Genomic DNA, 14491 nt, shown 5'->3' on the forward strand with positions numbered 1-14491 from the left:
CGGCTTGCCTCACTTCTTCTCTTCGACGGCGGGCAGCGGCACGTCTTCCATCACCGGCGCGGTCCAGCCGCGCTCCTGCGCGACCTGGGCGCCCCGCAGGGTTTCCACCGCCTGCGACGGCCCGTCCACCTCGGCGCGGTAGGTCCGCTCGTCCTCCGGGAAGAACCCGGCGAGCTGCAGTTCCGCGCCCTTGAAGTCACTCAGCGGGGCGCCGCGCGTCGGCGCGGGCTTCTTGCCCGCCCGCAGCGCGTCGACCAGCGCGACCGCCTTGTCGGTGGTCTGGTTGTCGAAGTACTCGTAGTTGACCTGGATGACCGGGCCGAGGTCGCAGGCGGCCAGGCACTCCGCGTGCTCGAGGGTGATCGAGCCGGGCTCACCGGGCGTGCCCGCGGTCTCCTCGTGCCCCAGCGGCTTTTCCTCGGAACCGAGGTGGCGCTGGAGCTTCTTGTAGATGTCGTCGCCGCCCAGCGCCGCGCACAGCGTGTTGGTGCAGACGCTGACCAGGTGCTCACCGCACGGGCGGCGCTTGTACATGGTGTAGAACGTGGCGACCGCGCTGACCTCGGCGTCGGACAGGTCGAGCTGCCCGGCGCAGAAGGCGATGCCCTCCTGCGTGACGTACCCCTGCACCGACTGCACCAGGTGCAGCATCGGCAGCAGCGCCGAGCGGCTCACCGGGTAGCGTGCGATGATCTGCTGCGCCTTCTCCACGATGTCCGGCCCGAACGGGTCTTCGAGTACCGCGGTGTCCAAAATGGACGCCGAGTCGCCGGGAGCGATGCCCCGCACGTCCACGTCGCCACCGGCCGCGACGTGCGTCTGGTCGGCGTAGTCGGGGCCCGGCTCCGGGCGTTCCGTCGAAGAGGTCATCGGTCCACTCCCCCCATCACGGGGTCGATCGACGCGATCGCCGCGATCACGTCCGCCACCAGCCCGCCCTCGGCCATCGCGGGCATCGACTGCAGGTTGATGAAGCTTGGTTCCCTGATGTGCACGCGCATCGGCCGGGTGCCGCCGTCGGAGACCAGGTGCGCGCCCAGCTCGCCGCGCGGGGACTCGACCGTCGCGTACGCCTGCCCCGCCGGGACCTTGAAGCCCTCGGTGACCAGCTTGAAGTGGTGGATCAGCGATTCCATCGACTGGCCCATGATCTTGCGGACGTGCTCGAGCGAGTTGCCGAGCCCGTCGCTGCCCAGCGACAGCTGCGCGGGCCAGGCCACCTTGGCGTCGTCGACCATCACCGGGCCGGGGCCCTCGTCGGCCAGCTTCTTCAGCGCCTGCTTGATGATCTTCAGGCTCTCGCGCATCTCCTGCACGCGGATCAGGTACCGCGCCCAGCAGTCCGCGTCGGTCGAGGTCGGCACGTCGAACTTGAACTCGTCGTAGCGCGAGTACGGCTCGGTCTTGCGCAGGTCCCACGGCAGCCCGGCCGACCGCAGCACCGGGCCGGTCACGCCGAGCGAGAGGCAGGCGTCCACCGGGAGGAAACCGACGTCCTTGAGCCGGTTGCGCCAGATCGGCTGACCGGTGAACAGCTTGTCGTAGAGCGGAAGCCGTTCCTCCATGGTCTTGACGAACTCGGCGACCGCCTCCTGGTAGTCGTCCGGCATGTCCTGGGCGAGCCCGCCGGGCCGGATGAACGCGTGGTTCATCCGCAGGCCGGTCAGGTGCTCGAGCAGGTGCAGGACCACCTCGCGCTCGCGGAAGCCGAGCGTCATCGCCGTGGTGGCACCGAGTTCCATGCCGCCGGTGGCGATGTAGACCAGGTGCGAGCCGATCCGGTTGATCTCCAGCAGCATCACGCGCAGCAGTTCGGCACGCGGCGGCGCCTTGATGCCGAGCAGCTTCTCCACCGCGAGGCAGTAGGCCATCTCGGTGGACAGCGGCGCCAGGTAGTCCATCCGCGTCACGAAGGTGACGCCCTGGGTCCAGGTCCGGTACTCGCAGTTCTTCTCGATCCCGGTGTGCAGGTAGCCGATGACCGAGCGGAGCTGGGTGACGGTCTCGCCCTCCATCTCCAGCACGAGCCGGAGCACGCCGTGCGTGGACGGGTGCTGCGGGCCCATGTTGATGACCATGCGGTCGTCGTGCTCGGCGTCGGAGAGCACGTCGTCCCAGTCCCCGCCGGAAACCGTGTAGACCGGGCCCTCGGTGGTGCGGCGCTCCTGGGCGTAGGCCTGCTCACCGGCCGAGGACGCGCCCGGCGGAGAGGTGTCCGTGCCGGTCTCGACCTCGGAAATCCTTTCGGTGCTGCTCACGAGTACGACCTCCGCTGATCCGGCGGCGGGATCTCCGCGCCCTTGTACTCCACGGGAATCCCGCCGAGCGGGTAGTCCTTGCGCTGGGGGTGGCCGTCCCAGTCGTCCGGCATCAGGATCCTGGTCAGCGCCGGGTGGCCGTCGTAGACGATGCCGAACATGTCGTAGGCCTCCCGCTCCTGCCAGTCGGCGGTCGGATAGACCTCGACGATGGACGGGATGTGCGCGTCGTCCACGTCGACCGCGACCTCCAGCCGGATGCGGCGGCGGAAGGTCATCGAGGTCAGGTGGTAGACCGAGTGCAGCCGCTGCGGCACGTCCACGCCGTAGTCCACGCCGGAGACCGAGCTGCACAGCTCGAACCGCAGCCCGCCGTCGTTGCGCAGGGTCCGGCAGATCTCCACCAGGTGCTCGCGCGCGACGTAGAAGGTGATCTCACCGCGGTCGACGGTCACCTGCTGGATCGCCTCGGCCGGCACGCCGTTTTCGCCCAGCGCGGCGAAGAACTCGTCGGCGAACTCGTCGAACCAGCCCCCGTACGGGCGCTCGGCCGGGGGCGGCGAGTACGCCGGGAGCCGCAGGCCGCCGTAACCGGAGGTGTCCCCGGTGCCGGAAACGCCGAACATGCCCTTGCGCTCACGACCGGCGACCACCGGCTCGGCCGGGCGCGGGCCGCTCGGCCGCAGTTCGGCCGATTCGGCGCGCTCGGCGCTGGACTGCTCTCCGCCGGTGACCGGCTTTTCTTCCTCAGGCATCTGCGTCACTTCTTCGCGTACTTGATGGAGGACGGGATCAGCTCGGTCCTGGCACCGCTGGCCGCGCGCAGTTCGGCGCGCCGGGCGTTCAGCGGCTCGTCCTGGATCTTGGCGTGCAGCTTGAGGATCGCGTCGAGCAGCATCTCCGGCCGCGGCGGGCAGCCGGGCAGGTACATGTCCACCGGCACGATGTGGTCGACGCCCTGCACCACGGCGTAGTTGTTGAACATGCCGCCGGAGGAGGCGCACACGCCCATCGCGAGCACCCACTTGGGCTCGGCCATCTGGTCGTAGATCTGGCGGAGCACCGGCGCCATCTTCTGCGTCACGCGACCGGCCACGATCATCAGGTCGGCCTGGCGCGGGGTGGCGCTGAAGCGCTCCATGCCGAAGCGCGCGATGTCGTAGCGGGAACCGCCGACGGTCATCATCTCGATGGCGCAGCAGGCGAGCCCGAAGGTGGCCGGCCACATCGAGTTCTTGCGCGCCCAGTTGACCAGGCCCTCCAGGCTGGCCAGCAGGATTCCGTTCGGGAGTTTCTCTTCGAGACCCATGTGCTTGCCCCTAGTTCCAGTCGAGGCCGCCGCGCCGCCACACGTAGGCGTAGGCGAAACCGACCGTGGCGATGAACAGAACGATCTCCACCAGGCCGAACAGGCCCAGCGCGTCCGCGGAGACCGCGAACGGGTAGAGGAACACCATCTCGATGTCGAACAGGATGAACAGCATCGCCGTGACGTAGTAGGCGATCGGCATCCGGCCGCCGCCGACCACCGGCTGCGGCGAGGGTTCGATCCCGCACTCGTAGGCGGAAAGCTTCGCCTTGTTGTAGCGGCTGGGGCCGACGAGCGGGCCCAGCAGCACCGAAAGCACGGCGAACGCGATCGCCAGCACGAACAGGATGACCAGCGGGAGGTAGACGTCCAGAGTGGGGGCCGCGGCCCCCTGAGCCAGTTGTCCCGCGAAGTGTGGTGGTTGCAACGCCAGCACGGTTCGTCCATCCCTTCCGCGCCGCTGCGATCGAAACTCGGTCTGAGTGCCTCGTGGCGCACCCTAAGCGACCCGGATCACACCTCCGAGAGTTAGGGCAGCCTTACTGCTTGTGCAGTTATGGCCCGCGACCTCGGCGACCGCTTGTGAAAAAGTTCACAAGCGAGCCGTCGGAATTGTGAAGCGGTTCACAAGGCACGGGGTCAGTGTAGGACGCGAGTCACAGCCTTGTCGCCATCCCCCGTGGTATAAGGCTTACCTAACTTTCCGGGTGATCACGGAACGCCCGTACTGCGTCACAGCTCGCAGACCAGGGACAAAGGGACTGAACGCGCCCATTCGAGGCGCTGACACGGTTTGTCCGGTGTGAGGTAACACACGCCAACCGGGAAGGGGTTCGCTTACCGGGGGCTGGGTGTCGCCCGCGCGGCGGCGGCGATGAGCCGGTCGACCACGTCGCCGCCCTTGGCGTCGTAGCAGCCGGAAAGTCCCTTGTACACCAAGGGAAGCAGCGCGTTGATGCGCAGCCCGTACTTGGTCGCGGCACGCATCACGGCCGGTTTCCCGATCAGCTTCGCGAACACGTTGCCGAGCCGGTAGTAGCCGCCCATCAACTCCGCGACGGCCATCGGATAACCCTGCAGCGCGCGCTCACGCGAGGAGCCTTCCGGCCGGGCGAGCGCCTGCACCACGGCTTCGGCCGCCAGCTGCGCCGACTCCATCGCCGCCGAGATGCCCTCGCCGTTGAACGGGCTGACCATGCCGCCCGCGTCGCCGAGCAGCAGCAGTCCGTCGCGGTAGTGCGGGGTGCGGTTGAAGCCCATCGGCAGCCCGGCGCCGCCGACCTTGCCGATCGCGTTCTCCTCGCGATAGCCCCATTCCTCGGGGGTGCTGTCGAGCCACTGGCGCAGCAGCGCGCGGTAGTCGGTGCTGCGGAAGGCCTTCGAGGTGGACAGCATGCCGAGGCCGATGTTCACCGTGCCGTCGCCGAGCGGGAACGCCCAGCCGTAACCGGGCAGCAGCTTCGGCCGGGCCGGATCGGTGCGGTCCCACAGCTCGAGGTGGCCCTCGATGAACGGGTCGTCGTGCCGCGGGCTCTTGTAGTACCGGCGCACGGCCACACCCATCGGGCGCTTCTCGTTCTTGCCGATGCCCACGCTCAGCGCGAGCCGCGCGGACACCCCGTCGCAGGCCAGCACCAGCGGCGCGCGGTAGCTGACCGGGCGCTTCTCCTCGCCGGTCTTGGCCTCGACCCCGACCACGCGCCCGGTGGCGTCGGTGATCGCGCCGGTGACCGTGGTGCGTTCCAGCAGGCGCGCGCCCGCCTTGACCGCGGTCTTCGCCAGCAGGTCGTCGAAGTCCTGGCGGGTGCGGGAAACACCGTAGGGCGGGTAGCTGGTCAGCTCCGGCCAGTCCAGTTCCAGGGTCAGCTCGCCGGTGAGGATGCGCAGGCCGCGGCTGTGCACCCAGCCCGCGTCCTCGCTGGTGTCGATGCCGAGATCGATCAACTGCTTCACCCCGCGCGGGGTGAGCCCGTCACCGCAGACCTTCTCGCGCGGGAAAACCGTCTTCTCCAGCAGCAGCACGTCCACGCCGGCCCTGGCGAGATAGGTGGCGACGGTGGAGCCCGCCGGGCCCGCGCCGACCACGATCACCTCGGCGTCGCGAGTTTGCTGCAGAGAGGTCATGTGGCCGAGTGTACGGGCGGCTTGGTGGCCCGATGGATTGCTACGACGCCGAATGTGAGGTTCATCCACTCCACATCGGTCCAGCCCGCCGAGGCGATGATCTCGCCGAACTCGCGCTGCGCGGGCCAGGCGAGCATGGATTCGGCGAGGTAGCCGTAGGCGTCCGGATTGGACGAGAACCGGCGCCCGACCCAGGTCATCGCCTTGAGGATGAACCGGCGGTAGAGGAAGCGGATCGGCGGGAAGGTCGGCGTGGACACCTCGCAGACGACCAGCCGCCCGCCCGGCCGCACCACGCGCGCCAGCTCGGTCAGCGCGGCCTTGGTGTCGACGAAGTTCCGGATGCCGAGCGAGACCGTGGCCGCGTCGAAGCTGTCGTCGGCGAACGGCAGGTGCAGCGCGTCCGCGGCGACCATCGGCACCTTGCGGTGCAGTCCCGCGCGCAGCATGCCGATGGAGAAGTCCGCGGCCAGGCACCAGGCGCCGTTGGCGGCGTACTCGGTGGTGGACACCCCGGTGCCGGCGGCCAGGTCGAGCACCTTCTCCCCGCGCTTGGCGGCGAGCACCCGCGAGGTGGTGACCCGCCAGCGGCGGTCGAAGCCGAAGGTCATGAACGAGTTCGCGCGGTCGTATCCGTCGGCGACGCCGTCGAACATGGCGGCGACCTCACGCGGATCCTTGTCGAGGCTGGCTCGGGACATGCCGCCACATTACGTCGCTACCCGCCCAGGACGCGCAACATGCCCCGGACCGCGCTCGGCCAGGTGAACTCCTCCGCCCGCGACCTGGCCGCCGCGCGGCGCTCGGGTTCGGGGCGCCCGAGCACCCCGGTGACCCCGGCGGCGAAGGCGGGCGCGTGGTCTTCGACGGCCGCGCCACCGGGCGGGCGCACGATCTCGCGCAGCGCGGACGAGGCCGAGACGACCGCGGGGGTGCCGGAGGCGAGCGCTTCGAGCGCGGCCAGTCCGAAGGTCTCGTGCGGGCCGGGCGCGAGCGAGACGTCGGCCGAAGCGAGCAGCCTGGCGACCTCGGCGCGTTCGGCGACGAAGCCGAGAAAGGTCACCGGCAGCCCGCGCGCCCGCCGCTCCAGCGCGCGCCGCCGCGGGCCGTCCCCGGCGATCACCAGCCGGACGTCCACTCCGGACTCGGTCAGCTCGGCCACGGTGTCCACGCTGCGCTCCACGTGCTTCTCCGGCGACAGGCGTCCACAGTGGACGATCAGCGCCTCGGCCCCGCCGAGCAGTTCACGCCGCAGCGCGGGATCGTGCCGTCGTGGGGTGAAGGCGAGCAGGTCGACACCCAGCGGCACCCGGCGCACGTTGGGCACGCCGATCCGGTCGAATTCGGCGCGGGCGAACGCGGTGGTGCAGACCACCGTGTCGTAGCTGCCCGCCATCCGCCGGTTCGCCGCGTCCGCCCAGTGCCTGGCCACCGGCGCGGGCACCAGGAACTGCTCCAGCAGCCGGTCCAGCCGCTCGTGCGAGATGACCACGCTCGGCACGCCGTGCCGCCGCGCCCAGGTCCCCATGCCGCGCAGGGTCAGCCGGTCGGACACCTCCAGCCGGTCCGGCCGCAGCCCGCGCAGCACTAGGCGCACCCGGTGCGGGTCGACCGCGCGATAACCGCCGGTGCCCGGGATCCGGGGCGCGGGGAGCTGGAACCGGCGCACACCGGTCGGCAGCACTTCTTCGGCGTGCCGCTGCCCTGGAACCACCAAGGTCACCTCGTGGCCGTCCGCCACGTAGCCCGCGCCGAGGTGGTGCAGCGCGGTGCGCAACCCGCCCGACCGCGGCCCGTAGAAGTTCGCGAGCTGGACGATGTGCACTCAGGCCGCCTGCGCCGCCCGGCCGGCCACCGCCTCGTAGTGGCCCATCAGCTCACCGCACACCGCGGGCCAGGTCCGGCCGAGCACCACCTTGCGCGCCCGGCCGCCGAGTCGTTCGCGCAGCGCCGGGTCGCGCAGTTCGTCCACGCGGGCGAGCAGTCCGGTGGCGAAGCGCGCGCGGTCCGCGGGCAGCAGGAAGCCGGTCCGGCCGTGCAGCACGAGGTCACGCGGGCCGCCCGCGTCCGGCGCGAGCACCGGCAGGCCGGAGGCCATCGCCTCCTGCACCGCCTGGCAGAAGGTCTCGTGCGGGCCGGTGTGCACGAAGACGTCGAGGCTGGCGTACGCGACCGACAGCTCGTCGCCGTACTTCGCGCCGAGGAAGGCGGCGCCGGGCAGACGTTCGCGCAGGCCGTCCAACTCGGGGCCGTCGCCGACGACGACCACGCGGATGCCGGGCACCCCGGCCAGCGTGGTCAGGCGGTCGACCTCCTTCTCCGGGGCGAGCCTGCCGACAAAACCGACCAGCAGCTCGCCGTTCGGCGCGAGTTCGGCGCGCAGCGCGGGATCGGCGTGCGACGGCGAGAACCGCTCGATATCCACACCCCGGCCCCAGCGGTGCACGCGCGGCACCCCGTGCGCCCGCAGTTCACGCACCGAATCGCTGGACGGCGCGAGCGTGCGGTCCGCCCGCGAGTGCACCCGCCGGACCCAGCGCCAGGCCGCCCGCGCGCCGAGACCGAGGCCGTACGCGGCGGCGAACCCGGCGATGTCGGTCTGGTACACCGCGATCGACGGCACACGCAGCCGCCGGGCCGCGGCGAGCCCGCGCGCCCCGACCACGAACGGTGAAGCCAGGTGCACCACGTCCGGGCGGAACTCGGCCATCGCGGTGAGCACGGTCCTGGTCGGCACCCCGATCGGCAGCGAGTTGACCACCGGCAGGCCGAGCGCCGGGATCCGCACCACCGGCGCGCCCCGGTATTCGGCCGGACCGGCGCCCGGTGCGATCACGAGCACCTCGTGCGCCCGGTCGCGCAGGTGCTCGACCACCCGCAGCACGGAGTTGGTGACGCCGTTGACCTGCGGCAGGAAGCTTTCGGTGACGATGGCGATACGCACGATCGGACTGTCGCACGCGCGGGTGACGCACCGGCCAACGGCGTTCGAACTCCTCGGCTCACCGTGAACTGGCCACGGGCTGGTCACCTCACCGTCGGGTTCCGGTCACCGAGCGCGGCCATGCTAGAGCGGCGTGACCCTCTTGTCGTCCCGCCCGGCCAGGCCCGTCGAGCCCGCCCTGCTGTCCAAGGCCCTCGAAGTCGCCGGTCGGCTGGCGAACGACGCGACCGACGTGATCACCGCGACCGCCGGCCGGGGTGCCCGGCCGGAGACCGGGGACACGCCGTTCGACTGGGTCACCGACACCGAGCGCATCCTGGAGCGGCACACCCGCCGGGTGCTGACCGCCGAGTTCCCCGGGGTGCCGGTGGTCGGCGAGGAGTTCGGCGCCGACCTCGGCGCCCACGAAGCCGAGTACCGCTGGGTGGTGGACCCGGTCGACGGCACCGCGAACTACGTGGCCGGAATGCCGTGGTGCGCGTTCAGCCTGGCGCTGGTCGACTCGTCGGGACCGGTGGTCGGGGTGATCGCCGACCCGTACCGGGGCCAGATCTACGCGGCGGCCCGCGGTCGCGGCGCACGGGCGAACGGCACCCCGGTGCGGTTGTCGGGCGAGCCGATGCGGACCACCGGCGCGATCATCTGCACGGAACTGGGCCGTGGTGGCGCGTGGCCGGGCATGGCGGGCTTCATCGAACAGGCCTCCGCCGCGCACGCCGGGGTGCGGGTGCTCGGCTCGGCGGCGCTGTCGGTGGCGCAGGTGGCGATGGGGCACGCGGGCGCGGCCGTGCTGCACAGCTACCACGAATGGGACGTCGCGGCCGCGGTCGCGCTGGCCATCGAATCGGGCGCGGTGGTGATGGACCGGCACGGGGAAGGCAACGCGCTGCCCTCGGACGGCCTGCTGGTGGCCGCTCCTGGCCTGGCCGAAGCCGTTCTCGACTGGTGGCGGGGTACGTCAGTCAGCCGGGGCTGACGCGGCCGACCGGCGCAGCAGGCGACGCGAGAACCACCAGGCCGGACCGGCGACCAGCCAGGTGAACAGGACCGTCGTGCCCAGCGGCAGCAGCGTCAGCGACGCACTCCGGCCCGCGACGCGCGCCAGCTCCGGGTCCTCGGTGTTGTATTCGACCCGGACCAGCTGACCGGCCTGCAGACCCTCGGGGTAGAGCACGCCCAGCGACGGCGTGTGCGCCACACCGTCCGGGGTGACGAACCGGATCAGCGTCCGGTCGAACGAAACCGACAGCACCTCGGCGTCGGCCAGGCCGCGGTGGTCGGTGATCGAACCGTCGTTGCGCACCGCGGCGAAGAAGAGCGTCACGCAGAGCAGGGTGAGCACGGCGGCGACGCCGACCAGCACGCGGACACCGATCCGCAGCAGCTTCTCACTCCTGGGGGACATGGGGACACCCTAGGCACTGGCCGGTGAGTCTGGTCGATGGGCTTCGTGATCCAGACCGCGAGCGTGGCTCGCCGGACAGTGCCTAGCCACCCGGGACCCGCAGGCGTGGCGGGTTGCCGACACCTGCGAGCCCCGGGTGCGGGCTGGTCGTGCCGATGCCCGCCAGCCGTGTGCCGGACTAGTAGTCGCGGCCCGCTTCCGTGCCGTGGTCGTGACCGTGCCCGTGCTCCGCCAGTTCGGCGTGCGTGAGCTTGATCTTCGACCACGACTTCGGCTCGGCGGGCGCGCCGTCGGCCGCCCGGGCCACGGTCGCCGCCGAAACCGCGGACGGCTGTCCCGTCGGGCTGAACTCCGGGCGTCCCGGGGTGTACAGCCAGGTCTGGAACAGGTCGTACAGCGGCTTGCCGGAGATCTTCTCCGACAGCGCGATGAACTCCGGAATGGTGGCGTGCGTGCCCTTCTTCTGCGCCTGCCAGGTCTGCAGGATCTTGAAGAAGCTCTCGTCGCCGACCGCCTTGCGCAACGCGTGCACGGTCAGCGCGCCGCGGTCGTAGACGGCCGCGTCGAACTGCTTGTCCGGCCCCGGGTCACCGGGCTTGACCTGCCAGAACGGGCTGTCCGCCGGGTAGGAGTTGTACAGGTACTCGGCCAGTTCGTCGGCCGTGCCCTCACCGATGCTCTCCGACCACAGGAACTCCGCGTAGCTGGCGAAGCCCTCGTTCAGCCAGATGTCGCTCCACTTGCCCAGCGACACCGAGTCGCCGAACCACTGGTGCGCCACCTCGTGCGCGACCACCGAGGTGTTCGAGCCGTTGCGCCAGAAGCTGTTGCCGTAGACCGAGCGCGTCTGGTTCTCCAGCGCGAAGCCGATCGCGTTGGACGCCACCCCGCCCTGCGCTTCGAACGGGTAGGGCCCGAACTGGGTGGCCAGGAAGTCGGTGACCTCGGGCGTGCGCTCGATGCTGGCCTTCGCGGCGGGCAGCGCGGCGCCCAGCGCCGGGTCGTATGCGGACAGGAACGGCTGCCCGCTCGGCGTGGTCGACTGCAGCACCTCGAACCCGCCGACGGCGAGGAAGGCCAGGTAGGTGGCCTGCGGCTGGGTGCTGCGCCAGTTCCACCGCGTCCAGCCGGTGCGCTGCTTGGTCTTGCGCACCAGGGTGCCGTTGGTGATGGCGGAAACGGCGTCGGGGACCTCGACGGAGACGTCGAAGGTGGCCTTGTCGGTGGGGTGGTCGTTGGCCGGGTACCACCACTCCGAGCTGAACGGCTCGTCCACCACTTCGGCGCCGGTCGGCGTCTTGCGCCAGGCCGTCGCACCGTCGACGACGACCTTCGACGGCGTGTCGGCGTAGCTGACCACGATGGTGACGAACTGGTTCTTCGCCAGCGGCTTGGCCGGCTTCACCACCAGCTCGCTGGGGTCCTTCGCGTCCTTGCTGAACTGCGCGGGCGCGTTGTTCACCCGCACCGAACTGACCTTGAGCGCGAAGTCCAGGTTGAGCGCGGACAGCTCCTGCGTGGTGGTGGCCAGGATGGTCGTCTGCCCGGACAGCTGGTCGGTCGACGGCTGGTAGGTCAGCCTGATGTCGTAGTGCTGGACGTCGTAACCCCCGTTGCCGGCACCCGGGTAGTAGGCGTCCCCGGCCCCTGGCGCACCGGGCGCCGGGGCGGCGCTGGCCGTGGAGGCCAGCAGGATCGAGGCGAGGCCGGTGGCCACCGCACCGACTCCCGCGCGAGTTCTCAGGCGCATCTATACCCTCCGAAGTGTCCGTGGCTCGAGCTTGGGCGAACCTATCGCCGCGGCTGGGTCCGAGGAACAACCAAAAGGAGGGTCTTGCCTGCTGAGAACGGTCCAACCGGGAATTCCACGGTCGACCTGAACAGTGACCTCGGCGAGGGCTTCGGGATCTGGTCCCTCGGCGACGACGAAGCGCTGCTGGACGTGGTGACCAGCGCGAACGTCGCCTGCGGTTTCCACGCCGGTGACCCGACGATCATGCGTGCCACCTGCGACCGGGCCGCCAGGTCCGGCGTGGTGATCGGCGCGCAGGTGTCCTATCGCGACCTCGCCGGCTTCGGCAGGCAGCGGATGGACGTGCCGCCGGACCGGCTCGCGGACGAAATCACCTACCAGATCGGCGCGCTGGACGCCTTCGCGCGCGCGGCCGGGACGCGGGTCGCGTACGTGAAGCCGCATGGAGCGCTCTACAACACCGTGGTGACCGACTCGGTGCAGGCCGGGGGCGTCGCCGAAGGCGTGCGGCGGTACGGCTCGCTGCCGGTGCTCGGCCTGCCGGGGTCCGCCCTGCTTTCGGCCGCGGAAGCCGCCGGGCTGCCCACGGTGACCGAGGCGTTCGCCGACCGGGCCTACACCCCGGAGGGCCACCTGGTCTCGCGGCGGGAACCGGGCGCGGTGCTGCACGACGCCTCGGTGATCGCCGCGCGTTGTGTCGACCTGGCCACACACGGCCGGATCACCGCCATCGACGGCTCCACGGTGACGGTCGGCGCCCGCTCGATCTGCGTACACGGAGACACGCCGGGCGCGGTGGAAATCGCCCGCGCGGTACGAGCGGCGCTGGAGGACGCGGGCATCCGCCCACAGGCTTTCGCGGACTGAAGCAGGTCAGCAGACTTCCGCGGACTGAAGCAGGTCAGCAGACTTCTGCGGGCTGACGCAGGCGGCAGACTTCCGCGGGCAAAAAGCAGGCAGCAGGCTTCCACGAGCTGAAGCAGGCCAGGCTTCTGCGGGCTGAAGCAGGTTTCAGACCGAGGCGGAAACGGCAGCCCGAAGGCGGGCGTGCAGGTCGCGGTGCCGGGCGCGGTCGACCCGCACCTCGATCACCCGCAGGCCGGGTGCCGGGCGCAGCGCGGCCCGGAACTCGGTCAGCGTCTCGGCCACCACGTGCGGCACGCGGTACCCGGCGCACAACGCGCCGAGGTCCGCCCCGTGCGGGGTGCCGAAGACCCGCTCGAACCCGGCGCTGTGCTCCGGCGCGCCCTGCTCCAGCAGCGTGAAGATGCCACCACCGTCGTCGTTCAGCACCACGATGGTCAGGTCCGGCCGCGACTCGGCGGGCCCGGTGAGCAGGCCGTTGATGTCGTGCAGGAAGGTCAGGTCGCCGAGCAGCGCGTATGACGGTCCCTTGTGGACGCTGGCGGCGCCGATCGCGGTGGACACCGCGCCGTCGATGCCTGCCACCCCGCGGTTGCGGTGCACCAGCACGTCCGGCCGCATGCCGCCGGCCAGCGCGATGTCCCGCGTCGGGTTCGACGGCCCGACCACCAGCATCGCGTCCTCCGGCAGCGCCTCGACCAGCTCCGCGGCCAGCCGCAGGCCGGTCGGCCACGCCTCCTCGGCCAGCGCCTCGCGGACCGCGGCCTTCGCCGCCGCGTCCGCGCGCTGCCAGCTCGCCAGCCACTCCGGGTCGGCGGGCTTGGTCGGCTCGGCGAACCACTGGCCCACCTGCCGCACGTTGTGCGCGGGGGCAGGCCAGTCCGAATCCGGCCGGACCAGCAGCACCTCCACGTCCGCGTCCGAGAGCAGCGCCTGGACCTGCCGGAACACCGTCGGCCTGCCGAGGCAGAGCACCTGCTCCGGCTTGTGCCGTTCGATGAACTCCGGCACCCCGAGCAGCCAGGCACCGGCACCGATCGCGGTCGACCCGGTCAGCCCGATGCCGCCGGTCTCCGAGACCACCGGCCAGCCGTGCTGCTCGGCCCATTCGCTGGCCGCGCCGACCCCGGTGTCACAGGCGATGACCAGGCCGTGCCGCGCCGAGGGCACCACGAACGCGGGCAGCGCGCCGAAGTCGGGCAGCTCGGTCCACCGGGCACCGCCGGGGCGGCCCTCCAGCGACTCGTACCACTCGCCGTCCTCTTCGTCCGGCACCAGCGGCTCGCGAAAGGGGATGTTCAGGTGGACCGGCCCGCTGCGCCACTCGCCGTAGGCCGCGTTCCAGGCCCGGCAGACCTGGCTGCGCCAGTACGAGTTCTGCCCGGCGCGGCGTTCGGCGACCGCCAGCTCGTCGCCGTAGCGGACCGCGTCGCCGTAGAGGCGGCGCTGGTCGATGACCTGGTTGGCCCCCGCCGCGCGCAGCTCGGGCGGGCGATCGGCGGTGAGCACGATCAGCGGCACCCCGGCTCGGTCGGCTTCGAGCACGGCGGGGTGGAAGTTCGAGGCGGCGGTGCCCGAGGTGCACAGCACGGCCACCGGGCGGCCGGTGCGCGCGGCGATGCCGAGCGCGAGGAAGGCGGCGCTGCGCTCGTCGATCCGGACGTGCAGCCGCAGCTTGCCGGTCGACGCCGCGTCGTAGAGCGCGAGCGAGAGCGGGGCGTTGCGGGAGCCGGGGCAGAGCACGACGTGCGAGACGGTGTTGCGGATCAGCTCGTCCACGATCACCCTGGCCTGCGCGGTCGACGGGTTCACCGGGCGTCCCCCGGCAGGTCCT

14 protein-coding genes are annotated in these 14491 nt (G+C 71.2%); 2 read left to right on the forward strand and 12 right to left on the reverse strand.

Annotation, left to right across the window (positions count from 1 at the left end; genetic code table 11):
- Positions 1-9 precede the first annotated feature (9 nt).
- From nuoE to YIM_RS44970, 9 genes are all read right to left on the reverse strand, one after another.
- Positions 10-870 (reverse strand): NADH-quinone oxidoreductase subunit NuoE, encoded by an 861-nt coding sequence (nuoE, locus tag YIM_RS44930; RefSeq protein ID WP_153036141.1) that lies wholly within the window; start codon positions 868-870, stop codon positions 10-12.
- Entirely contained in the window at positions 867-2258 is a 1392-nt protein-coding gene (locus tag YIM_RS44935) for an NADH-quinone oxidoreductase subunit D (protein ID WP_153036142.1), read from the reverse strand. Before YIM_RS44935 ends, nuoE begins: the two co-directional genes overlap by 4 nt.
- On the reverse strand, positions 2255-3013 hold the full coding sequence (locus tag YIM_RS44940) for an NADH-quinone oxidoreductase subunit C (protein ID WP_153036143.1): 759 nt from the start codon (positions 3011-3013) through the stop codon (positions 2255-2257). Before YIM_RS44940 ends, YIM_RS44935 begins: the two co-directional genes overlap by 4 nt.
- A 5-nt stretch (positions 3014-3018) precedes the next feature.
- Complete coding sequence (locus tag YIM_RS44945) at positions 3019-3567, reverse strand: NADH-quinone oxidoreductase subunit B family protein (protein WP_113695746.1); 549 nt, start codon at positions 3565-3567, stop codon at positions 3019-3021.
- 10 nt (positions 3568-3577) lie between these two features.
- Positions 3578-3994 carry an NADH-quinone oxidoreductase subunit A gene (locus tag YIM_RS44950; protein WP_113698057.1) on the reverse strand — a complete coding sequence of 139 codons (417 nt, stop codon included), beginning with the start codon at positions 3992-3994 and terminating at the stop codon, positions 3578-3580.
- A 410-nt stretch (positions 3995-4404) separates the two neighbouring features.
- Positions 4405-5691, reverse strand: coding sequence for a geranylgeranyl reductase family protein (locus YIM_RS44955; protein ID WP_153036144.1), 1287 nt, complete (start codon positions 5689-5691; stop codon positions 4405-4407).
- Positions 5688-6392, reverse strand: coding sequence for a demethylmenaquinone methyltransferase (locus YIM_RS44960; protein ID WP_153036145.1), 705 nt, complete (start codon positions 6390-6392; stop codon positions 5688-5690). The genes YIM_RS44955 and YIM_RS44960 overlap by 4 nt, the downstream gene beginning before the upstream one ends.
- Positions 6393-6409: 17 nt before the next feature.
- Positions 6410-7516, reverse strand: a complete 1107-nt coding sequence (locus YIM_RS44965) for a glycosyltransferase (RefSeq protein ID WP_153036146.1) — start codon at positions 7514-7516, stop codon at positions 6410-6412.
- Complete coding sequence (locus YIM_RS44970; RefSeq protein ID WP_194239959.1) at positions 7517-8635, reverse strand: glycosyltransferase family 1 protein; 1119 nt, start codon at positions 8633-8635, stop codon at positions 7517-7519.
- A gap of 133 nt (positions 8636-8768) precedes the next feature.
- Here YIM_RS44970 and YIM_RS44975 point away from each other — a divergent pair, with 133 nt between their 5' ends.
- Positions 8769-9611, forward strand: coding sequence for an inositol monophosphatase (locus tag YIM_RS44975; RefSeq protein WP_153036147.1), 843 nt, complete (start codon positions 8769-8771; stop codon positions 9609-9611).
- On the opposite strand, the gene YIM_RS44980 is transcribed toward YIM_RS44975, so the two are convergent.
- Together YIM_RS44980 and YIM_RS44985 are read right to left on the reverse strand one after the other, a co-directional pair.
- A complete protein-coding gene (locus YIM_RS44980) occupies positions 9594-10040 on the reverse strand; it encodes a DUF3592 domain-containing protein (protein WP_153036148.1) in 447 nt (148 codons plus the stop codon). The two genes, YIM_RS44975 and YIM_RS44980, sit on opposite strands and share 18 nt — an antisense overlap.
- A gap of 178 nt (positions 10041-10218) precedes the next feature.
- Complete coding sequence (locus tag YIM_RS44985; RefSeq protein WP_153036149.1) at positions 10219-11790, reverse strand: M1 family metallopeptidase; 1572 nt, start codon at positions 11788-11790, stop codon at positions 10219-10221.
- Positions 11791-11874: 84 nt separating this feature from the next.
- Here YIM_RS44985 and YIM_RS44990 point away from each other — a divergent pair, with 84 nt between their 5' ends.
- Positions 11875-12660 (forward strand): LamB/YcsF family protein, encoded by a 786-nt coding sequence (locus tag YIM_RS44990; RefSeq protein WP_153036150.1) that lies wholly within the window; start codon positions 11875-11877, stop codon positions 12658-12660.
- A 144-nt stretch (positions 12661-12804) separates the two neighbouring features.
- Here YIM_RS44990 and menD read toward each other — a convergent pair whose 3' ends face one another.
- Positions 12805-14469, reverse strand: a complete 1665-nt coding sequence (menD, locus tag YIM_RS44995; RefSeq protein WP_153036151.1) for a 2-succinyl-5-enolpyruvyl-6-hydroxy-3-cyclohexene-1-carboxylic-acid synthase — start codon at positions 14467-14469, stop codon at positions 12805-12807.
- Positions 14470-14491 lie beyond the last annotated feature (22 nt).

The organism is Amycolatopsis sp. YIM 10, from assembly GCF_009429145.1.
Lineage (GTDB): Bacteria > Actinomycetota > Actinomycetes > Mycobacteriales > Pseudonocardiaceae > Amycolatopsis.